This window comes from Thermogemmatispora argillosa, from assembly GCF_059696725.1.
Genome location: NZ_AP019377.1, coordinates 5474730 through 5499850, shown reverse-complemented (window position 1 = coordinate 5499850; position 25121 = coordinate 5474730). Strand labels below are relative to the sequence as shown.

Sequence of the window (25121 nt, the reverse complement as noted above, 5' to 3'; positions counted from 1 at the left end):
GGTGAGCCAGCGACGGAAGGCCCAGACCAGAAGAGCACAGGTGAAGCAGCTACAGTGAGCCGCTTAGCGTCGATAACGGATCTTGCCACTCATCTCATCCTTATTGAGGCGGCGATTCAGATGGAGACCTTCAAGGATGAACTCAACCGCTGAGGCGATGGTCGCGGGATGGCCGCGGGCCTGCAATTTATCGATCGCCTTGCTCAGCCCACCGACACGCGAGAGTTGATTGACATATTCCATCGCCGGCAGGTCGTCGCCGACTTGCACACTCAGGCCGCGCTCGAAGCCGGCCAGCAGCTGCTCAAATTCGCGCGGCTCAAAGTACTGGCCAAAGACCTCGGCTACAGCACCGTTGATCAAGCGACCAATGACGCGCTCCTCCTTGACCTCGCCCACTGTATCCAGCTCGATTTTGCCGCTCGTCGAAGCAATGATCGCCGAGAGGTCGCTCACGCGCGGAGCAGCCACGCGCTCACCTAGCCGCAGGGCCCGACGGCAAGCGTTGCTCACCACGTTCTCGTAGTTCGTAATGGAGACACGCACGCTCACACCGGAGCGCTGGCTGATGTCGTTGCTGCGCCGGGCCAGGTGGGTGACTGTGGCGATGATCTCTTTCATAAAGCGCGGCACCACGACCTCCAGCCCGTCGGTGGGGAAGCGGCTGCTTTCCGCTTCCATGATCTGAATCTCGTGCTCGATATCGAGTGGGTAATGGGTCCGAATCTCAGACCCGATGCGGTCCTTGAGCGGCGTGATGATCCGCCCGCGGTTGGTATAGTCTTCAGGGTTGGCGCTGGCCACCACGTAGACGTCAAGTGGCAGTCGGATCTTGTATCCCCGGATCTGGACGTCGCGCTCTTCCATGATGTTGAGCAGTCCGACCTGGATGCGCTCGGCCAGGTCAGGCAGCTCATTAATACAAAAGATGCCGCGATTGGTCCGGGGGATCAGGCCGTAGTGAATCGTCAGCTCGTCCGAGAGATAGCGCCCTTCGGCAACGCGCACAGGATCGACCTCGCCGATGAGGTCGGAGATGGTGATGTCTGGCGTGGCCAACTTCTCGCTATAGCGACGATCCCGCGGGAGCCAGGCAATTTCCACCTGGTCACCCTGCTCAGCCACCTTATCGCGGCAGGCCTTACAAATCGGCGCATAGGGATTATCGTTGATTTCACAGCCAGCAATGACTGGGATCTCCTCGTCGAGTAGATTGACCAGACTGCGCGCCATGCGCGTTTTGGCCTGGCCACGTTCGCCGAGAAAGATGATATCCTGGCCGGAAAGGATCGCATTCTCGATCTGGGGGATCACCGTATCTTCGTAGCCGATGATCCCGGGAAACAGTTCCTCTCCCTTGCGGATCTTCTCGATGAGATTTTTACGCATCTCTTCTTTGACGGAGAGGACCTTGTAGCCACTTTCTCGCAGTTCTCCGATTGTGCGCGGTTGTGTTGTGATGGTCATTCCGCTCTAAGCTACCTTTCTCGGGGGTGGTTACGTGTGCGATCTGCGCCTCCGGCGCTCTCCCCTGCGCCTGGGTTCAGCGCTGGCCGTTTGTCGAACCGAGCCGGCAAGTGGCACGGCAGGTGCCTGCGCTCCTTGAGCGCAGGGACAGTGCCGCTGCGAGCAGGCGGTGGGAGGCAGCCGCTACGTTGCCGCCGCTGAGGCTGCGCTGGCCTGACTGGGTGGGTCAGACCGGCAACGGGCAGACCCCCCGTGCTGTACCGCTCCGTGCTGGGCTGACCAGCCAGCAACGGGCATGGGGGTCTCCAGACGCCCACTCACCAGGAAAACGTGTGGAACCTATCCTATTCTATCTTCTAGAGAAAGAAAGCGCAAGGGCAACGGCAGCGAGCAGACTCCGCCGGCGAGTGAGCAGGCTTTGAGGAGCTTTTGAGCAGACTCTGCCTTTTCTTGAGGGTTCCTTGAGGCTGCCGCTTCTATAATGAGGATAACGCTCACAGAGTGAAGCCGCGGGGGCCGCGCCTCTCCCCCCTCGCTCGCCCCCGCCGTTCAAACGAGCGGGCAGGAGGCAAGGGAAGGGAGAGGAGCACTGCGGCCATTCCGTTCTGCAGAGAAGGAGGGGAAGTTCATGCCCGGCAAGCAGTCAGCGCGAGCACCGCTCGCCTCTGCTGAGGCCGATATGCAGAGGGCTTTGGCAGATCAGGAGAGCCTGGGGCCGGGGCTGAGACGCGCCGTGGGGGTCTGGGGGTCCTATACCTGGGGCTACGCCGATGTGGGGGCCGATGTCTACGTGGCGTTGGGCATCGTGATGGCGGCGGCCCAGGGCGCGACCAACGTGGCTTTTCTCTTCGCCGGTCTGGTCTATGTGATGGTCGGACTGGCCTACACCGAGCTGGCGGCAGCCTACCCAATGGCCGGCGGGGGACAGTTCTACGTCCTACGTGGGCTGGGCGACTTCTGGGGCTTCGTGGCCGGTTGGGCCGTTCTGCTCGATTTTACCATTGACATCTCACTGTTCGCTCTTGCCTCCGCTGGCTATATCAATTTCTTCGTGCCGATTCTGAATACGCGCGTCGATCTCCACCTGGGAGGTCTGACGCTACCTGGCGTTCAGCCGTGGCTCATACTGGAAGCGACTTTCTTTGTGGTCCTGCTGACCGTTCTGAATATCATCGGCGTGCGCGAGTCCTCGCGCTTCAACGAGATCCTGGGCGCTCTCGACGTGATCAGTGAGTCAACGATTCTCTTCTTTGGCTTCCTTTTCGCCTTCGATCCACAGCTGCTGCTGCGCCAGATGACGCAGGCGTGGCCTGATCCCTACCATCTGGCATATGGGGCCTCGTTGGCCATCATCTCTTTCGTTGGCCTGGAGTCAATCAGCCAGGCCAGCCAGGAAACGATCCGGCCGGGCAAGGTAGTGCCCCGCACGTCGCTGGCCTTGATCTTGACGGTGCTCATCTATGCCCTGGCCTTCTCGAATCTGGGATTGGCCATGCTGCCCTGGCAATCCTTTGCTGAGCACAATGGCGATCCAATCGCCTGGCTGGCCAGCCATATTCCGTTTCTCGGCCTGGTGGCTGGTCCCTATGTCGCTATCCTTGGGGCGACGCTGGTCCTGATCTCGTCGAACGCGGGTGTTTTTGGTTCTTCGCGCATTACCTATTCCATGGCCCGCTACGATCTCCTGCCCCGACAATTAGCCCGAGTCCATCCGAAATTTCGCACGCCTGTGCGCACGCTGGTGGTCTTCTCGGGCTTTGCTCTGCTCGAGCTGTGGCTCGCTGGCCTCTCGCCCAACGCCTACGATGTGCTGGGCAATATGTATGCCTTCGGAGCAGCAACGGCCTACATTCTGGTCTTTATCTCGCTGCTGGTCCTGCGCTTTGTCGATCCCTGGACGCCGCGGCCATTTAAGGTGCCGTTGAATATTCGCTTCCGGGGAAAGGATGGAGAGAGCCGCTTCTTGCCAGTTGTAGGGATCTTGGGCCTGCTGGGGATCAGCAGTATGCTGGTCATGGTGGTCCTGACGCACGCCATCGGACGGATCGCCGGGCCAGGCTGGTTGCTGTTAGGCCTGCTCATCTATATCCTGCATCGGAAGCGCTCGGGCTTGCCGATCTTCAGAAGTGTGCCCCGCGACTGGCCACAGGAGCAGCTCGCGGTCTATGCGGATGCTGAGGAGTATGACTTGGTTGAGGAGCTGCGCGAGAACCTGGCGCGCAAGCGTCATCTCTCTGGCGAAGAGCCACGCCTACGTCCGGCTACGCCACCAGCTCGCGTGGTCTCTGTGCCGGTGCCAGCCCAGGAGAGGCGGGGGAATGGCCGAAGAGAGGCAACGGCTCATGAAGAGGATTCAAGGAGGGAGGTATGAGCACGCGTAGAAGCCGCACGGCAAGTCGAGACGGCGGGCCTCAGACCGCTGAGGTGGGGCAGCGGCAGGGACGGGGAGGCGGCTCCTGGCGGGAGCGCTATCGCCAGGTAGTGAGTTTTCTTCTTATTCCGCTGGGGCTGATGATTAGTCTGCGGGCGCTCGGGCTGGGCTGGCAGGCGTGGACGCTGTTGCTGCTGGGTCTGGCTTTTGTGGCTCTGGGAGTCGTGCGTCTCCAGTTGTTGCCGCCCTGGCACCTGATCCCCTTGCGGGCCCGCAAAGGAGAAGAGCCGTGAAGCTGGTGGCTGCAACCAATCCGCTCTTGATCACTCCGGCTGGGGTCGTGATCGCGCTCCTGTTCGCGGCGTCGATTATCGGCGTGCTGGGCTGGATGCTCCGCCTGCCGCCGGAGAACGAGCTAAGCCGGACGGCAAGCCGGGCTGTACGCACCCTCAATAAGATGACGCGCATTCTGGTGCCGCTGTTGCAGTGCAGTGAAGAAACCGATCGCGCGCTGGCGCTGGCGCTCCAGATGGCCCGCCATCGTAACGGGAGTGTCTGGGCGCTCGCCGTCATCGAGGTGCCGTTTATGCTGCCCCTGGATGCAAGTCTGGGCGAGGAAGAAGAGCGCGTTCAGACCCTGGTCGAGCGGGCGCGCTCAGTGGCGCGCCAGACTCCTTCTGAGCTGACGGTGCGCGTATTGAAGGCTCGTCAGGCCGGCCCCGCCATCGTGTATGAGGCGGAGCAGTCCGCTGCTGATCTGATTATTGTCGCCAACTGCCCCGTGCGCGTACGCGGCAGCTTGCAGCAGATTGATCCTGCTGTCGAGTATGTCCTGAAGCACGCACCGTGCGAGGTGCTGGTACTCAGCGGTGCACGTGTTCCGGGCGCGCGAGAGCAGGAAGCTGAGCCGCGCCCGCTAGCGCATTCCGCCGGAGAGGCTGCCGAAGCCCAGCCGGGGGCCCGCGCCGTTCCTGCTGCTACAGAGGAATCGCGTGGCCCCAGTCGCTAAGCTCCCAACGCATGTCGTTCCTCTGTCTTCTGGCCCACTGTGCCTGATGCCGGTGGGCTTCTTACTTGCTTTTTCTTGTCAAGAGTATAATGCTATTTTTAGATCTATTTTCTTGTCAAGACATGTTATAATTATACTAGTAGTTCTCTGCTCAGCAGGGGCTACAAGCTCTGGCAGATACCGCAAGCTAGCTGGGAATGCTGGAAAGGAGTGCAGTTGATGAAACGCTGGTTTCTTGCCTTGAGTGTTGCTCTGACGATGGTCGTCTCCTGCTGGCTCTTGACGCCGGCTCATGCTCAAGCCGCAGCGCTGGCTCATAAGCCAGCCGCGGCGACGCGGGCGCAGTTGCCGGTTCTTCGCTCACGGTTCTACTATAACAGCCCCGATCAGCGCTACAGCTTTGGTTACAGTTTTTCGTTTGTGACGCGCAGCGACGAATATTATTTGGATGCAGGGACACACCAGTGGGTTTTCACTTCCTACAATTACCGGCCCGGCTACACCATGATGCTGACCCTCTATCTGAACGATGTTCCTATTGGGACGGTCTGGCTGCCGGAGGCTGGCGGCACGGTGACAGTGACCGGCGGGGCTGGCTACTATTCCTTCCTTCTGCAGAAGGCTAACGATGGCTTCTATGTGCAGGGAAGTGTTCAGAACTTCTGGCCCCTGATCTGGGTCAGCATCTGAGCTGCTCTCAGACCCTGGGGGCTTTCAGCTCACTCAGCAGGACGCTGTTCGCCGGCTGACCCTGCCGTCGCCTCCTTTGAAGCGTCTCCCTTTTGTCTCCATTCTGCCCCGCGGGGAGGCGCGGATGCGGGTCACCGGCCCAGCCGGTCCAGAACTAGTCTCTGCCTTCGTTCGTGCCCTCTCTGACTTTGCTGCTTCTCCCTTGCTCGTCCGCCTGCAGTCTACAGTGTGAGCCTTGCTCGCGAGCAAGGCCACAGATACCGCCGGTCTGGCCAGCCGGGGCGTCCTTCCTCTACTCGCCGGGGCGCTCCTGATCAGCGCGCGCGCTTCTTTCCTGCCGGGCGAGTGCCGAGGAATCAGGCTGCCCCATGCCGGAGGCCTCTTCTTCAGCAGAGAAGCGGTAACCGACGCCGGAAATGGTGAGAATAAAGCGGGGATGAGCTGGATCAGGCTCGATTTTGCGCCGCAGCTGACCAATGTAGACGTGCAAATAGTGGGCCTCCCCTCCATAACCGCTGCCCCAGACGCGCGTGAGCAGCATCTGGCGCGTCATGATCTTGCCTCTGTTCTGCACCAGGACCTTGAGCAGCTCATACTCTGTTGGGGTCAGCTTGACCTCCTTACCGTTCAACTGGACCAGGCGCCGTTCGAAGTCGATCCGCAGTGGGCCGGCGCTAAAGACGGCGGCTGTCCCTCCCTGCAGTGGCGCGGCATGCCGTAGCGCGACGCGGATGCGCGCCAGCACCTCATTCATCCCGAAGGGCTTGGCCACATAATCATCGGCTCCTAAATCGAGGGCGAGCACCTTGTCGCGCTCACTGTCCTTGACCGAGAGAACGATGATCGGCAGATTGGAGTGGGCCCGTACGCGTTTGCAAACCTCCAGGCCACTCATGCCCGGCAAACCGAGATCCAGGAGCATCACATCAGGGCGGAAGTGGCCAAGAGCTTCGAGGGCCTCTTCACCGCTGCTGGCAGCGTAGACCTCATAGCCATAGGCACTCAGACTACGCTGGAGCGCCCGAACAATCTCGATCTCATCGTCCACAACCAGGATACGTGCTCCTCCTGTATTCATGAAAGTGGTCGTTCCTCCTCCCTCCGCTCTCTCTGAGCAACATGGGCCGGGCTGCTGCTCCCTATCTCAGTTGGCTGATCCGCCGGGGAGGCCTGGACAGGCAAGGCGGCGGCTGTCGCCACAGTGGACGGTCCAGTCGATAGAGCTCGCTCGCCAGCGCTCTCCCCGGCCTGGGGCTGATCGCTCAGGGGCAAGGTAAAGGAGAAGATGGCCCCTCCACCTGGCCGGTTCTCGGCCCAGATCCGGCCTCCGTGGGCCTCGATCAAGCCTTTGCAGACAGCCAGTCCCAGACCAGTCCCACCGGCTCGCCCGCCTCCCACTCCCGCGCCGCTTCCTCGCCTGACGCGATAAAACTTATCGAAGATACGCTCCAGATCCGCGGGCGGAATACCAGGTCCGCGATCAGCCACGCTGACCAGGACATAGCCATCGCAGCGCCTGGCTGCGATCTCGATCGGGCTGTCGGCAGGAGTATGACGTACAGCGTTCTCAATCAGGTTGGTGAGAACTTGGCTGAGCTGCAGATAGTCGATTGGCACCGGTGGCAGGTCTTCCTCAAGCTCAACGCGTACCGGGCGCTGCTGCAGCAGCGGTTGTAACTGCAGCAAGACATCATGGACCAACTCGTCCAGGGGATACCACTCTTTCTCAGGCTTGAGGGCTCCGCCCTCGATACGCGACATGTCCAGTAGATTTTCGACGAGGCGGTTTAAGCGATCAGCCTCGCGCTCAATGGTGAGCGCAAAGCTGCGCCGACTCTCCTCATCCCAGACGATGTCTTCTTGCAGGAGGCTGCTGGCTGCCGCTTTGATGGAAGCCAGTGGTGTGCGCAGATCATGCGAGACGGAAGAGAGCAAAGCCGTGCGCAGGGCATCAGTCTGGCGCAGCAGCTCTAGCTGCAAGCCCTCGCGCCTGAGGCGGGCCCGCTCGATGATGGCAGCAGCCTGGTCGAGAAAGGCGGCAAAGAAAGGCCCCTCAAGGGCAGTCGCGACCTGGCCCTTGAGGCGCTGCTGCCAGCTCCGGGCCCTAGCCAAGTGCGGCCACTCAGTTTCCTCCATAAGGAGCAGAAGGACGCCAAGCACGCGCTCGCCTGTTTTGAGAGGCAACAGTCGGATATAGCGGCGTCGACTCCACCGGCGCAGCGAACTCTGCAAGGTAGCGCGCAGGCCACGCCCATACGGTCCACTGCCTTCGAGGGGAACATCGTGCAGCTCGGCAGCCTGTCCATTGGTCATGACCCAAGCGGCTGTCGCCTGCTCGTCTGACGAGAGTTGCAGCCGCTCCCCAGGCAGCCGGGCATCGGCAAGGATTTCCAGCTTACCCTGCTCATTGGGCAGGAGCAAGGCGCAGTCACTGACGCCCCAAGGAGCAAAAACCTGGACCACCGCCTGCGTGACGATAGTTAGCTGACGCTGGAAGTCCTCCTCGTGGTTCGCCGCTCGCACCAGATCATACAGGATGCGCGTCTCCCGCTCGCGGCGCCGCGCCTCATCTGCCTGCCTGCGCAGGGCGTTGGTCATCTGGCCGGTGATGATGGCAGCGGTGAGAAAGACGAACAGGGCCAGCCATTCCTCAAAACGATTGACCGTCAGACTGTAAAGCGGCTGGACAAGAAAGTAGTCAAAAAAAAGGAAGGCCAGAACGGAGGTCAGCACGGCAGAGTAGAGGCCACGCGTGCTGGCCAGCGCCAGCACGACGAGTAGATAGAGCAGGGAGATGTTCGGAATGCGCGGATAGAGCGCAAAGATATAGATGACGGCCGTGACCAGGGCAGCCGCAAGGAGCGCCAGCAGCGTATCGACGAGCAGACGCCCCCAGCTGTGCCGTGGTCGCGCAAGCAAGGGCGGGAAATGGTTGCCCTGATGGTATTCCTCTCTCATAGTCGCGATTCCCCTCTGTCCTGTGCCCGGTGCGGGTAGAACCTCGTTGCCCGTGCTTCGTGGCACTGAGCCAGTCGTGGGAGACAGTTCCCGTCCCTCTCCCCTTCTGAAGCTTCCCTTTATTATAATTCTTTGCTTGCTTTCCTGCTAACAGGCAAGGGGGTGCCGGTTCACAGGTGCACAGGTTCACGGCTCCCATCACCGCGTCCTTTAAGGAAGGAGGAGCCAGCGGCCAAATTCATCTGCGAGATCACGCCGCTGAGTGCGTCTTCCTCAAAAGAGATTGACCAGTCCCCATCTCTCGCGACTCGCATCACAGCTACTCAATAAATAAAAAAGGAGTAACGCTTATGCGGCGATCCCAGTGGGATGGCTATCGCGTGGGTGGCATGGGTATGGGTGTTCTTATGGCAGCCTGGCAAGCTCACTTGATCGCTGGGCAAGGAGGCCCTGACCGAGGCTGGTCAGGCCTCCCCCTCTGAAGCAAGGTGAAGGCCCCGAAGAGCCAGCAATGGACTTGGCAAGCAGCAGGCGCCTAAGAGGAGCGCCTCCTCTGCACTTGCCTGGTTGTAAGCGCCAAGCTAGACGGTGCTGCCCCGTCCACGGGAGAAGAGACGCAGGAGGAAGATGAGGATAATGGCCCCAATCAGGGCTACGCCAAGGCTGCCCCAGAAGCCGAAGCTCGCACCCGGCGCCAACAGATCCATCAGGAGGCCGCCCAAGAAGGCCCCGATCAGGCCCACGATGATATCTCCAATGGGATTGAAGCCGCTCCCTTTGACCAGGAAGCCGGCCCCTGCACCAGCCAGCAAACCAATGATAAGCCAGGCAATGATACCTCCAGGGTTCAAAGCGGCAGCAAGCACAAGCGAAGCTGCTGTCATAACAAGTATCCCTCCTTTAAAGGGGAAAAAAGAGATGTAGTACAATTCGCAGGCAAGTTGTACCAACGACGACCTTTGCTTCTCCATTCAACGGCTGGTACAAATCACACTCGCCACTCTTAACACGGCGAAGAGATCAAGAAGAGATACAAGCCAGTCCGCCTCTTGGAGAAGACGGAAACATGTTCACCTTCTCAGGAGCCATTGCTAGCGGTCTAGAGCCGCAAGCGAGGTTGACGAGCAAAGGAGGGAGCGCTATACTCAGGAGCATGAATAGCAGCAGGCAGCGTAGCTTGACACTGGTCCTGCTGAGCTGCATCGTGCTCGCGCTGGGGGCAAGCGCCTGCAGCCCGGGCTACAGCGGCACAGCCAAAATCGCCTTTGTCCGCGATGGCCAGTTGTGGACGATCTACCCCGATGGCAGCGGTGCCTATGAAGTGGCGGACAACACTCCCCCTGTCGTAGGCGTAGGCTGGTCACCCGATCACCATCTCCTGGTCTTTCGCACCCTGGATAGCGATTACGCGGCGAGTGCAGCGGGGCGCCAGCTCAAGCCAGATCCCTTGACCGGGCTGGTGACCGATGCGCCTGCTGGACTGAATACGGTGGGTGTTGACGGAGGCTTGCCCATTCCGATCTTGTTCTCCAGCAGCGCCGTGCGCATCAGTGATGCCTGGTGGAATCCCGCGGGCAACCGCCTGCTGTATCGACTGACCCTCAGAGGGAGCACTTCCCTGCTGCGCTGGGAGCTGGCGCAAAACGATCAGCCGGGCGGCATCGCCACGCGTACCCTGCCGGCCAGCCTGGCGATTCCCTCACTGAGCGCGGGAGCTGGGAACATCCTCGGCATCGATCAGCGCGGCCTCTTCACAGCGACTCTCAGCGGCGCTGATCAGCGCTGGCTCACGCACGGGCTGCCCGCTGGCCATCCGCTGCCAGCAAGCCTGGAGCGAGTCCTCTGGCAGCCTCGCCAGAGCCAGCCAGCTTTTCTGTACGCGGCCTCGGCCCAGCCAGACGGCTCCGCGGCCAAGATTGCCCTGCTGCTCCAGAACGCCACAGGAACGGCGCGCACGCTGCTCACCTGCAGCTGCCAGCAGTTTGCCTGGTCAAGCGATGGCCAGCACGTGCTTGCGCGCACAGCCAACGGGGACTATCTCATTATCAGCCTTGATGGAAAGGTCCGCCAGACGATTCGGGCGGAGATAGACAGTATCCCGTTCTGGTCGCCCGATGGGCGCTTCCTGCTGCTCGATGGGCGCCATGCGCTCTGGCTTATCGATATTCAGACAGGGCATCAGCAGCTACTTTTGAGCGACCGAACCCCGCTGGGAGAGTCCAGCAGCACTCACGACGCGTTGCCAGCGGTGGGGGCGCTCCTGCAGCCGGTGCCTAATAGCCTGTGGGGGGCTGATAGTCGGGCTTTTGTCTTTCTCACACGCGGACGACTCTGGTGGCAGGGAAACAGCTTGCTGCGCGAGGGCAATGGTCTGTATCTGGTGACGCTGGATACCCGTGGTCAGCCTCTGACGGCTCCACGTCTGCTGGCCAGCGGCGCGATCACACAAGTGGGCTGGACCTATCAAGATAGTGCCGCCTCTTTTCTCTTCTAGGGTCCATTGGCTATAATGGGCAAGTGGTTCGCCTGCTACCGGCTGAACAGGAAGAGCACTACTCAAAGGAGAACAACCATGACTGATGATATTGAGCAGGATGAATTTGATCCTGAAGAGTATGACGATCTTGAAATGCTAGAGATCCTGGAGACCATCCGGGAGGACATGGAGGAGCTGGGACTGCGAACCCTGGATGAGGTCATTGAGCGCATCGAAGAGCTGCACCGAAAATTGGAGAATCAGCATAAGGAACTCTAGCGGGCACCGTCCTGGGTCTCTGAGTCCGGGTCTGACCTGGCTGCCAGCCTTCCCCTCGTCTCTGAGCTGACAGCCCCCGACCTGGTTGGGGAAGCGGGTACCCCATCTTTCCAGCCAGGGAGAGGGCTGAGCCGTACCCCAGGGGACAAAACGGACGAATCAGGAGCATGGCCAGGCGCCCTGGCCGTCAGCGAGCGCGCCGGTCGAGGTAGCCTGCTCTCAGGACGAGGGGAAGCGCTGGCAGAAGCGAGCGAAGGCGCTGGTCACTTGTCTGCGAGTCTCTTCCAGTGAGCCACTATTATCGATGACCTCATCGACCAGCGAAAGACGCGGCTCAACTGGCGGCTGAGCGCGCAGGCGAGCCTGAGCCTCCTCCTCGCTGAGCTGGCTGCGCTCGATCAGGCGACGCAGCTCTTGCTCAGGCGAGCAGATAACGAGCCATTTGCTCTGGCAGAGCGCGGCGCTTCCACTCTCCAGGAGCTTGACAGCATCGATGATCGCGATCCCCGAGGGACTGACTTGACTCAGCTCCTGCAGGATGGCCATGCCAACCGCAGGGTGAACGATGCCTTCCAGGCGGCGCAGGGCCTCGCGATCATGAAAGACGATCTTACCAAGGGCCTGGCGATCGACCCTCCCTTCAGAAGTCAAGACGGAGGGGCCGAAGGCCTGAGCGATCGCGCGCGCGACCGGTTGGCCGGGTTCATAGAGGGAGTGGACCAGCGCATCCGCATCGATGTAGCGCTCTGCTCCCAGCTCCAGTAACATCTTGCCCACGGTAGTTTTACCGCAGGCGATATTGCCCGTCAGACCAATGACACGAGGCATACGAGAACAATGCTCCTCTCGCAAGATAATCATAGCAAGCAGGCCTCTGCCAGGCAGCCTTGCCACTCCAGCTCAGGCGGGCCTGACTGTTCCTACCCTATCCAGCCAGTAGCCACCATCGCCCCCGCCAAAAGTACCGACGTACACCATTTCTTTTCAGGCTGGCGAAATTTATCGTACAATAACTCCGCAATCTTTGCTATGTGCAGTAAGGAGCGTGCATGGGCAGACGCCTGGGCCTTCTGATCGGCATTAATCAGTACCAGGATAGCAGTTTTCGACCACTTCGTTACGCCGAAACAGACGCCAGGGCCATTGCGCACTGGCTGGTGAATAGCCGGGGAGGGCGCTGGAATCCTTCAGAGGTACAACTCTTGCTTGGGCCACAGGCCACGCGGCAATGTGCCGAGCAATGGCTAATGCGGCTCTGTCTCCAGACGGCAGGTCCCGACGATACGCTCTTCGTGTATTTCGCCGGACACGCTTTTCTTGATGAGGGGCGAGCCGAGGGTTATCTCGCGCTGGCAGATACCTTCTACCATCAGCCTGCAAGTGGTCTGCCGCTAGCCCCGACACTGCTGCAAGTATTTGGACGCAGCCCGGCGCGCGCGATTGTCTGTGTCCTTGATTGTTTCCAGACAGGGAGCCTCTGGGGACAGCGGCGAACTTCGCCTTTCGATTGCAGGCCCTTGCCAGGTCCAACGCTGCTGGCCACGCTGCAGCAGCTCCCTAACCGGTTCCTGCTCTGTTCCTGCCGAGGGAACGAGTTCGCCGCAGAGCAAGGGGAGCAGAATGTAGGCATGCTTGCCCATCGCCTCCTGCTCGGGTTGTGTGGGGGAGCAGCTGACCCTACCAGTGGACAGATCACTTTTCAGCGTCTTTCCCTGTATTTACAGCAAAACCTTGGGGAACAGCAGCGTCCGCAGCTCTTCGGCCAGGGACTGGGGCCAGTCGTGCTGGTCGGGGAGGAGCCCCCTCTAGAGCTTTCTCCTTCAGCCGCGACGGCAACAGCGGGGGGGAGCGGCCAGCCTGGCCTGCAGCAGATGCCGGCAGCTCCAGGACTGGCCCCGCCGCAGGCCGGCTATCAGGTTGGTCAATTGTCACCGTTGGCTCAGGCTTCGACTGGCATTGCGCAGCTCTCTCCGCAGCAGCCGGCCACGCCCGCGGCAACGCCGACGGCTGAGCAGCAAGCTACTCTCCTACTCCAGCAGGCCCGCTTTCTGCTTCAGCAGCAGCGGCCTACCGAAGCCCTCAATTGTCTGGAGAGGGCGCTGCAACTCACCCCGACGAATGCCGCGGCGCTGCTGCTGAAAGGACAGCTGCTTGGTAGTGCAGGCCGCTTTGCTGAGGCCATGCAGGCTGTCGAACAGGTCCTTCGTCAGGAGCCGGGCAACGCTCTGGCCTGGAGCACGCGCGCAGCGCTCCTGGCCAATATGGGGCAGTTTGAAGAGGCCCTTCAGGCCATCGAGCGTTCGCTGACCCTCGATCCGCATAATAGCGAGACGCAGACGATCAAATCAGCCATTCTTGTCAAGATGGCTGTTGCCCAAACGCCGGCGGCGCCGCCCAGCGCCCCGCTGCCCGGTGCTAGCGCCGGGCAGGCAGCGCCAGCGGCTGGAGGTAGGGAAACCAGCGCCGGCCCGGCCACACCCGACAGTCGACAAGGAGTAGCGCGGCGGGGGCGGGCCTTACTGACGAGTCTGGCACTGCAGATAGTGGGTCTGGGCCTCGGACTGGTAGGGGCCTGGCTTGCTATCAAGCATCCAGGTGCGCCAACGGTGGTGCCTTTGACTATCGAGGGCCTCGGCCTGGCTCTGCTCTGCGCCAATGCGCTCTCCGGCTGCTACTTCGACGGACTCTGGCGCTTCGTGCCGATCTCGTTGACCAGCCTGTTAACAGCGGCGGTGCCGGCCTACCTGCTCCTGACCCAGAGCGGACGGGCGCGGCTGGCAGGGCTGGTTGAGGCTAATCCACGTGGCTTTACAGCTATCCAATTCATCTTGCTCTGGTTTGGGCTGGTTGCCGTCTTGCCTTTGCTGCTGGCGCTGGTCGGGCTAGTGAGTGGCTGGCTACGCGGCGCGCGCCGTCGCTGATGCCAGCCAGCCTGATGCCGCCCGCCTTGCCTCAGCTGCCTGGGCGAGCAGCCCCAGCCTGATCTGCCGCCGCGAGCTGCTCCCATTCTCCAAGGAGCTGCTCCAGCTCTGCTTTGATCGTTTCATAGGCACTGGTCAGTCGCTCTAGCTCGGCGACCTCTCCCTTGCTGGCAGCCTCGTTCAGGGCCGCCTCCAATGCGCGGGCACGCTGTTCATGCTCTTCGATCTCCTGCTCAATCTCGGCCAGGCCGCGCCGGCGAAGCTGCCCAGCGCGCCGAGGTTGCCGTTGGCGCGCCGCGCGTCGCCCATTCTGCTCTCCCGTTGCGATCTGCGCAGGGGGAGGCTCTGCTCTGTCGGCTGCCTGTTCTGCTCTGGCGGCCCGCTCATGGCCAGGCGCAGGCGGGCGAAGCTGCCCGAGCTGCAGACGGGCGCGGTAGTCGCTGTAATTGCCGTCGTATGACTGCAGCACCCCTTCGGCGATCACCCAGACTCTGGTAGCCAGGCGATCGATGAAGTAGCGGTCATGGGAGACGAAGAGCAGGGTTCCGCTAAAGGTGCTCAGTACCTCCTCCAGGAACTGCCGGGAGGGCAGGTCGAGATGATTGGTTGGCTCGTCGAGAACCAGGAAATTCGGTTCCTGCAGCACTAGCTTAGCCAGCACAACACGGCTGCGCTCGCCCCCGCTGAGGCTGCCAATCAGCTTAAAGACCTCGTCGCCCTCAAACAGGAAGCGCGCTAGCAGGGCACGTGCGCTTTCTTCGCTCAAGGCCGCGACCTGGCAAATCTCATCCAGGATGGTGTGCTCAGGGTCCAAGTCCTCATGGGTCTGGGAGTAGTAGCCGATACGCACGTTGTGTCCGAGGAGCACTTTGCCCTGTAATGGCGGAAGCTGGCCGATGAGGGTGCGCAGCAGGGAGGTTTTCCCTGCCCCATTGGGGCCGAGCAGACCGATGCGCTCGCCACGCGTGATTTCGAGATCAGGCACCTCGACCAGGGCACGGGGAGCACGGTCCGGCTGGCGGTAGCCAACTATCAGGCCACGGGTGGAAAGCACGACGCGCCCGCTTGCCAGCGAGGGCTTGAGTTCAAAGCGCAGTTCTTGAAACTGCTGAGGACGGTTGAGCCGCTCCAGACGGCTCAGGAGTTTCTCTCGCCCCCGCGCCTGGCGGCTGCGCTGGCCAGCTTTGTAGCGACGGATAAATTCTTCAGTCCGCTGGATAAACTCCTGCTGCTCTTCATATTCCTGCAGGCGACGTTGAAAGCGTTCTGAGCGTAATTGTAGATATTTGCTGTAGTTTCCGGGATAATCCTCGACACGTCCGAAAGCCAGCTCAAGGATGCGCGTGACGATCTTGTCGAGAAAGTAGCGGTCGTGCTCGACGACGACCAGGGCCCCTTTCCAGGCCTGTAAGTAGTCTTCTAGCCACTCCAAAGCCTCTAGATCAAGATGGTTGGTCGGCTCATCGAGCAAGAGGAGGTCTGGCTCCTGGAGCAGGAGCCGAGCCAGGGCCGCGCGCCGCTGCTGACCTCCGCTGAGCTGGGCAATGGGCATGTCATGCAGCTCGCGACTGAAGCCCAGCCCATCGAGCACCTGCTGGACACGCTGCTCGTAGGTATAGCCGCCGGCGTGTTCAAAGCGCAATTGGAGCTCAGCATAGCGCTGCAGCAACTGCTCACGCTGGAGAGCATCGCCATGCTCACTGGCGGTGGCGATAGCAGCGGCCAGCCTTTGCAGCTCTTGCTCCCAGGAACGCAGGTCATCAAAGACCGCCAGCAGCTCTTCGCGCAGCGTGCGCTCTAGCCGCAAATCGAGAGTCTGGGAGAGGTAGCCGATACGGGTGCCGCGGGCAACTAGAATGGTGCCCTCGTCAGGCTCCTCCTGGCCGGCCAGGAGCTTGAGCAGGGTTGACTTGCCAGCTCCGTTCGGGCCGACCAATCCAATGCGATCGCGCTCATTAATATGGAAGGTTACATCGGCGAAGAGACGCTCTGCGCCGAAGGCCTTTCCAAGGCTATTGACGCTAATCAGCGGCATAAGGCAGGGTACGTCAGGGCAGTCACTCCTGAGTCAGCGAGAAGTCCAACTACAAACCGGCTGTGAACCAACGCGCGCCGGGTCGCAGCACAGCGGCTCGCTCTGGGCCTGAGACCGGTAGTACCAGTAGCATGCTCCGACGAGGTCAGGCCTGCCAGCCAGACACACAAAGGCGCATTCCTTGAAGACAGGCCGTCTCAGGTCGGCGAGCAGACAACAGGGTATCATAAAAGCGAGCCTGGCGCAAGCACCGCTGCGCTTCCCGTTGCCAGCGGTCAGCGCCAGGAGAAGGGTCTGCTCAGGCGTTCTGAGAAGGGCATCGAGCCAGAGGAGACAGAGCAGGCGGCTGACCGGGGATTGGGAGGCCTGTGCTTACTGCAGAGAGCCTGGCCCAACGATACCCGATCAGCCGCCTGTTGGAGAGAAGATTGCCCGTGGGCAGCGCCACCGATCCTCACACTCTTCTCCCTTGCCATCCCCCAATTCCCTGTTCCCCTCCTCTGTCCCTTCGCAGCGGTAGCACCGAGGAGCTGCCTCAGCCACTCAGCCCGTGTCCCTTCCATCCTCCCACTCAAGGCCCTCCTCTCTCCACCCGTTCCTCCCCTCTTCCCCTATTGTGCAGCTCGCCCCAGCCCAGCCCTATACAGCTCATCTCACCTGCACGCTCTTCGTTCAGCGCTGCTCCGTTGAGGATCAGCTCAACGGGGGACAGCTTTTGAGGGCAGTTTCGTCCTGGACGCTTTCACTCCTCACGGCCCTGCGCTCGGTCGGTTGATTTGCCGCGGGAGTCCTTTCCCTGTCCCCTCCTACCCTGCTCTGTCCTCCCATTCCTTGACTGCTGCTGCCCTGTTCTCTGCCCGCTCTCCACATCTCCCCACGTATCCACGCATATCCAAAGATGCATGTGCTTGCATAAGGCACGAGCAATCCTCTACGCCACAGAGTATAGCCTGGAGCCATGAACTCTGCATGAACTGCGCGTCCAGTTAAGTGAATATTTTTTCATAGAACGAGCGGACTTATCGAAGGAGTCCGGCTATTCTCTATGACAGTTTTTTCATGATGCAGAGAAGGGCAAAGAAAGAGAGGGGAGATCTTGCCCCTCTCCTGCAGAGGCGCGGGCAATCCCGCGCCCCTGCCTTCCTATTTCAGCAGTATGGTATACTGTGCTCAAGCGAGAGGCCTATCGTATCCTCCTACCACCCAACTCTTTCGTCGCAAGGAAGGATGTCACGTGGTCAAAGAGCAGTCTCTTGACAACCTCTGGCTAGCCCAGGCCCTGTTTGATCTTAATGGTGTCCAGTTCGGGAACTTCACGGTCAGCGAGTCGGCGGTGAGTTCCCCTGTCTTTGTCAATCCCAAGGTGCTGATCAGCAATCCACTGGCGTTGCGCGTGGCCAGTAAGCTGATGCAGCAGGAAATCAGCCTTGCCCAGTCATTGCGGCGTCCGCGCGTTCACCCGTTCAATGTGGTTGCTGGCGTGCCGGTCGGTGGGCTGCTGCTAGCGACGGCCTATTCGCTGGAAACCAACACGCCGCTGATCTACGCGCGTATTCGCCCCGAGGGGACCGGCCAGCGAGGGATCGAGGGCCGCTACACGCCGGGGGATACCGCTCTCATCATCGATGACTTGATCACGCGTGGCGGCAGCGTGCTGGAGACGGCGGCTCTGCTCGAAGAGCATGGCCTCAAAGTGAAGGATGTGATTGTCCTGATCGATCGCGAGCATGGAGCCACGGAGCGCCTTCGCCAGCATGGTTATAATCTGATCAGTATCCTCAAGCTGGATGTGATGCTCAATCACTACATGTCGCGGGGCCTGATCTCAGAGGAGACTTATCGGGTCTGCTCTGAGTATCTCCAGAGCAAGCGAGCAGAGCTGCGGCAGTCGTAGCCAGGTCCTTTCTCTTTGCTTGGCAGTCTCCCGCAGTGGGCGGCAGCAGAAGGCCAGACAGGAAGAGGCCAGCGACTCCCATGAGCATGGGAGTCGCGGCCTGTTCTCTTTTGCTGCGGCGGGCACTGGTCTGTTCAGCTCTGAGGATAGGGTGAGGTTGGCGCAGGACGTGGGCCATCCTGGGGGAGTGGAGCGGTCTGGCTCTCGCGGGTGGCGTGCAGCGTTTTCAGCAATGGCTCGATCAGATCGAGCGGAAGCGGGAAAATGATGGTCGAGTTCTTCTCGACGGCGATCTCGGTCAGAGTTTGCAGGTAGCGCAACTGGAGCGCGCCAGGCTCGGACGCGATGATATTCGCCGCCTGAGCGAGCTGCGTCGCGGCTTGTAGCTCGCCTTCGGCGTGGATAATTTTGGCGCGCTTTTCGCGCTCGGCTTCAGCCTGCTTGGCCATAGCACGCTGCATCGTCGTTGGCAGCTCGACATCCTTGATCTCGACGGCAGTCACCTTCACTCCCCAGCGCTCGGTGAACTCGTCGATGATGGCCTGCAGCTCGCGATTGATTTTGTTGCGCTGAGACAGTAACTCATCCAGTTCTGACTGTCCCAGGACGTTGCGCAGCGTCGTCTGTCCGATCTGCGTGGTGGCCTGCAGATAGTTCATGACATTCACCACTGCGGCCTCGGGATTCACCACGTAGAAGTAGATGACGGCGGTCACCTTGACAGTCACATTGTCCCGCGTGATGACCTCCTGTGGGGGCACGGTCAGCGTTACGATGCGCAGGTCGACTTTCAGGAGGCGCGCGATCACGGGGGGAATCCAGCAGAGGCCAGGGCCACGCGTGCCGCGCAGGTTACCAAGCACAAAGAGGACGCCGCGCTCATACTGCTGGATGACACGCAGGCCGGAGAGCAGGAAGAGCACGACAATCAGCGCGATAACGACAAGAGCGCTTATAACGATAGGGTCTCCCATTGGGAATCCTCCTTTTCTGAGGGTGGGATAGTCGATCGATGATCGCTAGACGGAGCCGGTGGCTGGCCTGGCCGCACGTAGAGGCGGAGCCCCTCGACAGCGACGATGGTGACCTCACAGCCCTCGTCGAGCGAAGTGTAGGGTTCGACCAAGCTGGCCGCCCAGTCCTCGCCGCAGTACTTGACTCTGCCACTTGGAGTGAGAGGAGTAATGGTAACGGCGCGGGAGCCGATCATGCTTTCGATCCCTGAAGGCCGGCGCTGACGCTGGGCTCGGACGACGATGCTCACCAGGAGCAGGCTGAGCAGGCCCACTACCGCCGCCATGAGATAGACGATCCAGGGATTGACCCCCGGTCCATGCTCCGCTTGATCGCTATTGAAGAAGAGTAATGAGCCGACTACCAGTGAGATGACCGCACCCACAGTCAAGATGCCATGCGAGGGGAGGCGGACATCCAGGACCAGCAAGACGAGGGCCAGGCCCATGAGCAGTAGCCCCGTCCAGTTGGGAGAGAGCGATCCCGCCCCGAGGAGGAAGAGGAGGAGGGAGATGCCGCCGACAACGCCAGGTACAATGGCGCCAGGGTGGGAGATCTCCAGGTAGATACCGATGAGCGCGACGATGAAGAGGAGAAAGACTACATTGGGATTAAGGAGGAAGCCATAGAGGGCCTCAAAGAGCCCAGGGTTGAGGGTTGTGAGCGTTGCTCCGGCGGTGTGCAGGACGAGGCTGTGCCCAGAGGCCAGGGTGATGCTGCGTCCATCCACGCTCTGGAGCAGCTCCGGAAGTGAGCGAGCACCAAGATCGACAATGTGCTCGCGCAGGGCCGTCTGATCATCGTAGGAGGCGGCATCTGTGACCATCCTGGCGGCCAGGGCCGCATTGCGCCCGTAGCGATTCTGAGTGCCAGTGATCTGAGCAACAAGGTCATTCTCGATTTTCTTGAGGAGGGTGGAGTCGAGATTGCTCCCGGTGCTGCTCACAGGGCTGGCGGCCCCGATGCGAGTCGTGGGCGCCATGGCGGCGATCGGAGCCGAGAGGGCAACGAAGGCGCCCGCCGAGGCCGCTCGGGCGCCCGGTGGATAGACGTAGGTGATGATGGGGACCGCGCTGGTCAGCTCAGCCTGGGTGATCTGCTTCATGGAGTCCAGGTCACCGCCAGGCGTGTCGATGACGATGATGAGAGCCTGGGCTCCGTCGCTGGCCGCAGTGGCAATGGCCTCTTGGAGGAAACGCGCCGCGCTTGGGTTGATGTCGCTGTTGAGATTGGCAACATCAACGTGGGAGGAGGCAGCCCAGGCCGGTTGCGCGCTCAGGTGAGTGATCCCTGCCCAGGCCAGAAGGGCCATGATGACGGGGATAAGCCCAAGCGCCCAAGCCCGCACACCCTTCCGTGCCGGTCGATGCTGGCTCGTGTTCATGGCTTCTGTCCTTTGGAGTGGAAGGCAGCTCGCTCGCTGCCCGCTTGACTGCTGATGAGCTGGATGCTTGTTGGCCTTCTCTCTGGGATGCCGGTCTCAGGCCGCTTCCATCAGAGAGCGACCCATTACCAGCCAGGGCGTGACACCGTGACCAGCGCTTCGCTTGCCGTGCTTCCTTTCTTCTCTTCTCGGCTTCTCTGCCTCCGGCCAGGACTCCTCTGGTCATGGTTCTGTCTCTCGCTGGCTTGGCATATTGCTTATTGCTATACGAGATGATAGCGCAAATTTTGCTCAGCGTCAATGCAGGCTGCATGACTGCCCCTGGGGGCTATGGGGCTGATCGTGACCAGCCAGTCAGGCCATCCGCTAGTCTTGCTGGCGAGGGGGACACTCACCATCCCGGTCCGCCGAGAGGAGCTGACTGGCTGGCTGGTAAGTGGGTAGGGGGTAGATTTCGCCGGGGCAAGCAGGCTAGCTAGACTGCGTCTGCAGTGCGCGCAGGACCTCAAAGAGCCTCTGGTTATCGGGCAGATCGGAGGGGCTAGCGGTGACCTCGATGTGGCGGATGATGCCCTCTTTATCGATCACGATGACAGCGCGCTCTGACATGCCTGCCGGGTGACGCACGCCGTACAGGTCAACAACGGCCCCCTGGGGGTAGAAATCCGACAGCAGAGGGAAAGAGGTGCGCATCGCCTGCGACCAGGCATCGAGGGCGTAGACGCTGTCCATGCTGATCGCCACTACTTCGGTATCGGCGCTGCGGAAGCGCTCTAACTCGCGCTCGTAGGAAGGAAGCTGCGCTGAGCAGACGCGACTGAACGCGAAGGGTACGAAGGCGAGCACGACGTTTTTCTTGCCGCGAAAGTCGGCAAGATGCCAGTCTTCACGGACATGACTTTTGAGGGTGAAGTCAGGCGCAACATCGCCGATCTTGAGTGTTTTGGTGTAGGAACGAGCGGACTCAGCCATGTGATGTGGGTCCTCCTCTCGCAAGCGCTATCTATACATCGTGCCTGTAGTTCTGTGGTCTGGCTCGCTGCAGGTCTGAATCGGGGGGTGGGCAGTCTGTTTGCCTGTCCCCCCATCGCGTTCAAGCCTGGGCTGCTTGACAGGCCGGAGCCGTTGCTCTATCCTTGGTGCGAGCTGCCTTTCTCAGCTCGGTCCATTGGCCCGGCTTCGTTCCGACTGGCCAGTGCCGTGGGCGCAGGACCGGTTCGAACCGCGCGCTATTGCAGGCCGGCCCGGCGGGGCGTTGGGCGCACCCTGGGCCGGGCAGGGTCCTTGCTGGCCGTTTCCCAGTGGGGTAAGGCGGGCAGTCGTCCGGCGTGATCAGGAAGCGAACCGCACAACAAGGCGGTTCTGCTCTTAGCTTCACCCATGCTGTTCTGAATTGTAGTCCTGGTGAGGAAGGTATGTCAAATGTGCGCAGTGGTTCAAGGGGCCTGGCGACTCTGGCGCCCCTAGGTTCGGCGCTGTTTTCGGCCCTGTCGGGGGGCAGACGCTGGCTAGAGCGTCTGGCTGATCCCGCCGGCGGCGTGTTCTCCTTTTTCCCTCTGGCCCTGGCGCTCCTGGTGATGCTGGCGCTTTCGTCCTGGCAAATGGTCTGGGCCACTTCCGATGTCACACGCTATGAGTGCTACGCGCTAGCCTTCTGGTTCGGAGGGCAGGCGCGTGCCCTGGCCCCTCACATCGACTGCTCGTTTTTTCCTGCCCAAGTAGAGAAGCTGCCGCCTCTGCATGCGCTGCCTATCGAGTACCCACCGCTGACGCTCGTGCTTTTTACACCTGGTTTGCTTGTCCCCTCGGCCTACTATCCTCTGCTCTTCGGGCTGCTGATGGCGCTCGCAGCCCTCCTGATTTATTGGCTGCTGCTGCGCTGGGGACCGCGTGGGGCGGCGTTGGCTTTCATCCTGTATTTGTTTTTGGGAGAGTGGGGCCTGGCTCTCCTGCGCTTCGATCTTGTCCCGGCAGCTCTGACCTTGCTCTGTGTGCTGGCAGCCGAGCGCCGACGCTGGTCAGCGGCCTACTGCGCTTTGGCTTTTGCGATTCTGCTGAAGATTTATCCGCTACTGCTCTTGCCCCCCCTCTTTTTCGCCGAGCAGCAGGCCGTTGTGACAGCGGCGAGGGGCACCGCGGCAGATGGCGGGGAAAGGACAGCTATGGGTCCCAGAGGGCGGTTGGCGGAGGCCATCGCAGGCCTGCGGCGCTGGCGTTGGAGAAATGTGCTGCTCTGTCTGGCGTTGGTCGTGGGGGTGACGGGGGCTTTCGCGCTCCTGGACTTTCAGGGGGCTGTGGCCAGTCAGCTCTCTTACTTTGCTCAGCGGCCAGTGCAGATAGAGTCCAGTGGCTCGCTGGTGATCTGGCTGGCGGCCCTGGCCGGGCAGCCCGTGCGCGTGGTATACACCTATGGCTCTATTAACCTGTTGAGCCCGCTGGTACCGGCTGTTTCTACTGGTAGCACGCTTGCTCTTCTAGCTGGCTATGGGCTGGTGCTCTGGCAGAGCGCACGGGGGCGCCTCACTTTCGCGGAAGCGGCGCTGGCGGCCTTGTTGGTCTTTGTGGCGACGGGCAAGGTATTTAGTCCGCAGTATCTGATGTGGCTAATGCCGCTTGTGGCCTATCTGACGGCAACGCGACGGCGCTGGCTGCTGCTGTTCGGACTGATCTCCCTGCAGACTTCGCTCATCTATCCTTTTCTCTATACCCGCGTTCAGGATGCTACTCAAGTCTGGCGTGTTCCGGGCTTCGTTCCCCTGGTAGAGCTGCGTAACATGCTCTTTCTTCTATTAACGGTGGGCTATCTCTTGAATCTGCTCGACTTGCGCACGCGTTGCGAGCCTCCAGATCTGGCCGCTGCTGGGGCCGCGAGAGAAGCAGAGGAAGGCGCCTGAGATGGCTGCTCGCTGGCAAGAGCGAGTCAGGCCCCTGGGTCCTTGGCGGCTCCTTTTTCTCCTCTGCTTCTGGCTCGCAGACCGGACGTGTACGGCGGGGCGAATGCCGGCTGTGGTGCCGGGAGAGGCTCAGGGCGCCGTGCCGGCTGAAACCGGTGCCCCTGTTCGGACAGCGATGCGACGCGGGCGGCTCCCTTCGCTTAAGGGGACCAAGAGGGTCAGGCGCCCGTGCTCGTAGCGCGCCTCGATTTTATCGGCATCGATCGGACGCTCGAACGTTAAGGTGCGTTCGAGGGTGCCGTTCCCGATTTCGCGCAACAACCAGGTGCCTTGCTGCTGCTCGCTCTCGTCGCTGCCGCGGTATTTGGCTTTGAGCGTCAGGCTATGCTCGTGGGCCAACAGCTCGATGTCTTCGGGCCGCGTACCAGGCAGGAGAGCGGTAATCCGATAGCCCTGTTCTGTCTCCAAGACATCCATCGGAATGGTGTGCATGCCTGTCCCCAAGAGGGCCGAGCCTGGCCGTACGAAGCTCTGCTCTAACAAGCGGTTCATCGCATCGCGCAGGCTGAGCATTTCGGCAAAGGGGTCGAAGCCTCGTGTTAGCGCCATGCTTGTGACCTCCTCTCAGTTCGGTTCAGCCAAGACGAGTGCCGGTTTTTGTACGCTCTACCGGTGGTCTCTTTTCGCTACGTTCCGGTCCCTGGCAGGGTCAGGCAAAGCGAGAGCAAGATAGCTCGCCGCCCTCTGCCGGGAAAGACGCCCGACCGGGGCGAAACGGGGCAGGCAGATGCCACCTGTCAGATGATCTCGCGGATGCTTCTATCCTTTTGTGCTCTCTTTGGCGCTATTGTAGCGTACGCCCTTCGATGGTCTGATGCTGCAGATCGATAAGGCTGTACTCGCCTTTGGCCAGGGAACCGGGGGCGATGACAGCCGAGGTGCCAAGCAGCTCGCGCTTGCGCTCGGGGCCGCTGACCAAGACCAGACGCGGGTTATAGCTCTTGATCAGCTCGGCCAGGGTATGGCTGCCGGATTCGTGGAAACCTTTATGGTAAGGTGGAGTATAGAATAAGAAAACCTTCTCGTAGTCTTTCAGCTCCGAGAGGAACTTCAGGCGGTAGACCACCTCCCAGGCAGGGTAGCGGAGCGTTTCCTGCTCCTCGCGCATCAGTTGCGGATCATCGGTAATCGTCCCGCCCATGCCAGTAAAGACCACGTAGCCCGGAGCCAGGGCAAACGTGCCATGAACGCCGTGCAGGTACGGATAAATGACCTCGATCTGAGCCGCCTCTTGCAAGTAGAGGCTCAGGGGCCCGTCCTCTGGTCCTGGGACATAGAAAGTCGGCAGGCGAGTCTGAGCCAGCAGCGAGAAGAAGCGGCCGTAATCGCGCGGGTTGGCGCTGCGGGCCGCCAGGTTCCCCAAGACAGCCACTGCCTGGATATCCAGCTCCTGTGCTTGCCGCATCAGACGCTCTAATGACTCGAAATGTCCAGAAGGCTCAGCCGTTGCCAGAATGGTAGTCACATGTTTGCGCATTGCTCGCTCACCTCCCTTTCAACAGCAGCGACACGACGACAACGAACGCCCAGCGGCATCATGCCTGTTCAGCCGGTTTACAGGCAGGTCCGATCTCAGCGAAGAGAGGCAGCCCGATCGCGCTGCTTGCGCTGGTCAGGGGCTTACTGGGGAGTGCAGCGGTTGCCTGGTCCGAGCGAGCGAGGCGGACCG

General features: G+C 61.0%; 21 protein-coding genes. 10 read left to right on the top strand and 11 right to left on the bottom strand.

The features are described from left to right. Positions 1–63: 63 nt before the first annotated feature. Entirely contained in the window at positions 64–1467 is a 1404-nt protein-coding gene (locus AC6H1L_RS21360) for a sigma 54-interacting transcriptional regulator (RefSeq protein ID WP_497599472.1), read from the bottom strand. A gap of 628 nt (positions 1468–2095) precedes the next feature. On the opposite strand from AC6H1L_RS21360, the gene AC6H1L_RS21355 reads away from it, so the two are divergent. The 4 genes from AC6H1L_RS21355 (at position 2096) to AC6H1L_RS21340 (ending at position 5537) form a co-directional block, all read left to right on the top strand. After that, complete coding sequence (locus tag AC6H1L_RS21355) at positions 2096–3838, top strand: APC family permease (protein WP_497599471.1); 1743 nt, start codon at positions 2096–2098, stop codon at positions 3836–3838. Then, entirely contained in the window at positions 3835–4131 is a 297-nt protein-coding gene (locus tag AC6H1L_RS21350) for a hypothetical protein (RefSeq protein ID WP_497599470.1), read from the top strand. Before AC6H1L_RS21355 ends, AC6H1L_RS21350 begins: the two co-directional genes overlap by 4 nt. Then, entirely contained in the window at positions 4128–4847 is a 720-nt protein-coding gene (locus AC6H1L_RS21345) for a universal stress protein (protein ID WP_497599469.1), read from the top strand. The genes AC6H1L_RS21350 and AC6H1L_RS21345 overlap by 4 nt, the downstream gene beginning before the upstream one ends. Positions 4848–5066: 219 nt before the next feature. Next, on the top strand, positions 5067–5537 hold the full coding sequence (locus AC6H1L_RS21340; protein WP_497599468.1) for a hypothetical protein: 471 nt from the start codon (positions 5067–5069) through the stop codon (positions 5535–5537). A gap of 292 nt (positions 5538–5829) precedes the next feature. On the opposite strand, the gene AC6H1L_RS21335 is transcribed toward AC6H1L_RS21340, so the two are convergent. Next, the gene (locus AC6H1L_RS21335; protein WP_497599467.1) at positions 5830–6615 is read right to left on the bottom strand and encodes a response regulator transcription factor; all 786 of its coding nucleotides are present in this window, start codon (positions 6613–6615) and stop codon (positions 5830–5832) included. Next, a complete protein-coding gene (locus AC6H1L_RS21330; protein WP_497599466.1) occupies positions 6612–8495 on the bottom strand; it encodes an ATP-binding protein in 1884 nt (627 codons plus the stop codon). The genes AC6H1L_RS21335 and AC6H1L_RS21330 overlap by 4 nt, the downstream gene beginning before the upstream one ends. A 350-nt stretch (positions 8496–8845) precedes the next feature. On the opposite strand from AC6H1L_RS21330, the gene AC6H1L_RS21325 reads away from it, so the two are divergent. Continuing rightward, entirely contained in the window at positions 8846–8977 is a 132-nt protein-coding gene (locus tag AC6H1L_RS21325; RefSeq protein WP_497599465.1) for a hypothetical protein, read from the top strand. A gap of 99 nt (positions 8978–9076) precedes the next feature. Here the strand turns inward: AC6H1L_RS21325 and AC6H1L_RS21320 are convergent, their stop codons facing one another. Next, positions 9077–9379, bottom strand: coding sequence for a GlsB/YeaQ/YmgE family stress response membrane protein (locus AC6H1L_RS21320; protein ID WP_497599464.1), 303 nt, complete (start codon positions 9377–9379; stop codon positions 9077–9079). 269 nt (positions 9380–9648) lie between these two features. Between AC6H1L_RS21320 and AC6H1L_RS21315 the strand changes: the two genes are divergently transcribed. Then, positions 9649–10989 carry a TolB family protein gene (locus AC6H1L_RS21315; RefSeq protein ID WP_497599463.1) on the top strand — a complete coding sequence of 447 codons (1341 nt, stop codon included), beginning with the start codon at positions 9649–9651 and terminating at the stop codon, positions 10987–10989. A gap of 78 nt (positions 10990–11067) precedes the next feature. Next, the gene (locus tag AC6H1L_RS21310) at positions 11068–11250 is read left to right on the top strand and encodes a hypothetical protein (protein ID WP_497599462.1); all 183 of its coding nucleotides are present in this window, start codon (positions 11068–11070) and stop codon (positions 11248–11250) included. Between the two features lie 219 nt (positions 11251–11469). Here AC6H1L_RS21310 and coaE read toward each other — a convergent pair whose 3' ends face one another. Further along, the gene (gene coaE, locus AC6H1L_RS21305) at positions 11470–12078 is read right to left on the bottom strand and encodes a dephospho-CoA kinase (protein WP_497599461.1); all 609 of its coding nucleotides are present in this window, start codon (positions 12076–12078) and stop codon (positions 11470–11472) included. Between the two features lie 221 nt (positions 12079–12299). On the opposite strand from coaE, the gene AC6H1L_RS21300 reads away from it, so the two are divergent. Further along, positions 12300–14171, top strand: a complete 1872-nt coding sequence (locus AC6H1L_RS21300; RefSeq protein ID WP_497599460.1) for a tetratricopeptide repeat protein — start codon at positions 12300–12302, stop codon at positions 14169–14171. Between the two features lie 31 nt (positions 14172–14202). On the opposite strand, the gene AC6H1L_RS21295 is transcribed toward AC6H1L_RS21300, so the two are convergent. Continuing rightward, positions 14203–16206 carry an ABC-F family ATP-binding cassette domain-containing protein gene (locus tag AC6H1L_RS21295; protein WP_497599459.1) on the bottom strand — a complete coding sequence of 668 codons (2004 nt, stop codon included), beginning with the start codon at positions 16204–16206 and terminating at the stop codon, positions 14203–14205. A gap of 1234 nt (positions 16207–17440) precedes the next feature. Here AC6H1L_RS21295 and AC6H1L_RS21290 point away from each other — a divergent pair. Further along, positions 17441–18100: an orotate phosphoribosyltransferase gene (locus AC6H1L_RS21290; RefSeq protein WP_052889045.1), complete on the top strand. Its 660-nt coding sequence runs from the start codon at positions 17441–17443 to the stop codon at positions 18098–18100. Positions 18101–18234: 134 nt separating this feature from the next. On the opposite strand, the gene AC6H1L_RS21285 is transcribed toward AC6H1L_RS21290, so the two are convergent. From AC6H1L_RS21285 to AC6H1L_RS21275, 3 genes are all read right to left on the bottom strand, one after another. Continuing rightward, positions 18235–19074 carry a slipin family protein gene (locus tag AC6H1L_RS21285; RefSeq protein WP_497599458.1) on the bottom strand — a complete coding sequence of 280 codons (840 nt, stop codon included), beginning with the start codon at positions 19072–19074 and terminating at the stop codon, positions 18235–18237. Then, positions 19053–20498: an NfeD family protein gene (locus AC6H1L_RS21280; RefSeq protein ID WP_497599457.1), complete on the bottom strand. Its 1446-nt coding sequence runs from the start codon at positions 20496–20498 to the stop codon at positions 19053–19055. The genes AC6H1L_RS21285 and AC6H1L_RS21280 overlap by 22 nt, the downstream gene beginning before the upstream one ends. Positions 20499–20969: 471 nt before the next feature. After that, on the bottom strand, positions 20970–21470 hold the full coding sequence (locus AC6H1L_RS21275; RefSeq protein WP_497599456.1) for a redoxin domain-containing protein: 501 nt from the start codon (positions 21468–21470) through the stop codon (positions 20970–20972). Between the two features lie 443 nt (positions 21471–21913). Between AC6H1L_RS21275 and AC6H1L_RS21270 the strand changes: the two genes are divergently transcribed. Continuing rightward, positions 21914–23392, top strand: a complete 1479-nt coding sequence (locus AC6H1L_RS21270) for a glycosyltransferase 87 family protein (RefSeq protein ID WP_497599455.1) — start codon at positions 21914–21916, stop codon at positions 23390–23392. A gap of 129 nt (positions 23393–23521) precedes the next feature. Here AC6H1L_RS21270 and AC6H1L_RS21265 read toward each other — a convergent pair whose 3' ends face one another. Then, positions 23522–24001, bottom strand: a complete 480-nt coding sequence (locus AC6H1L_RS21265; protein WP_497599454.1) for an Hsp20/alpha crystallin family protein — start codon at positions 23999–24001, stop codon at positions 23522–23524. A 235-nt stretch (positions 24002–24236) separates the two neighbouring features. Then, positions 24237–24929, bottom strand: a complete 693-nt coding sequence (locus AC6H1L_RS21260) for a metallophosphoesterase (RefSeq protein WP_497599453.1) — start codon at positions 24927–24929, stop codon at positions 24237–24239. Between the last annotated feature and the right edge of the window lie 192 nt (positions 24930–25121).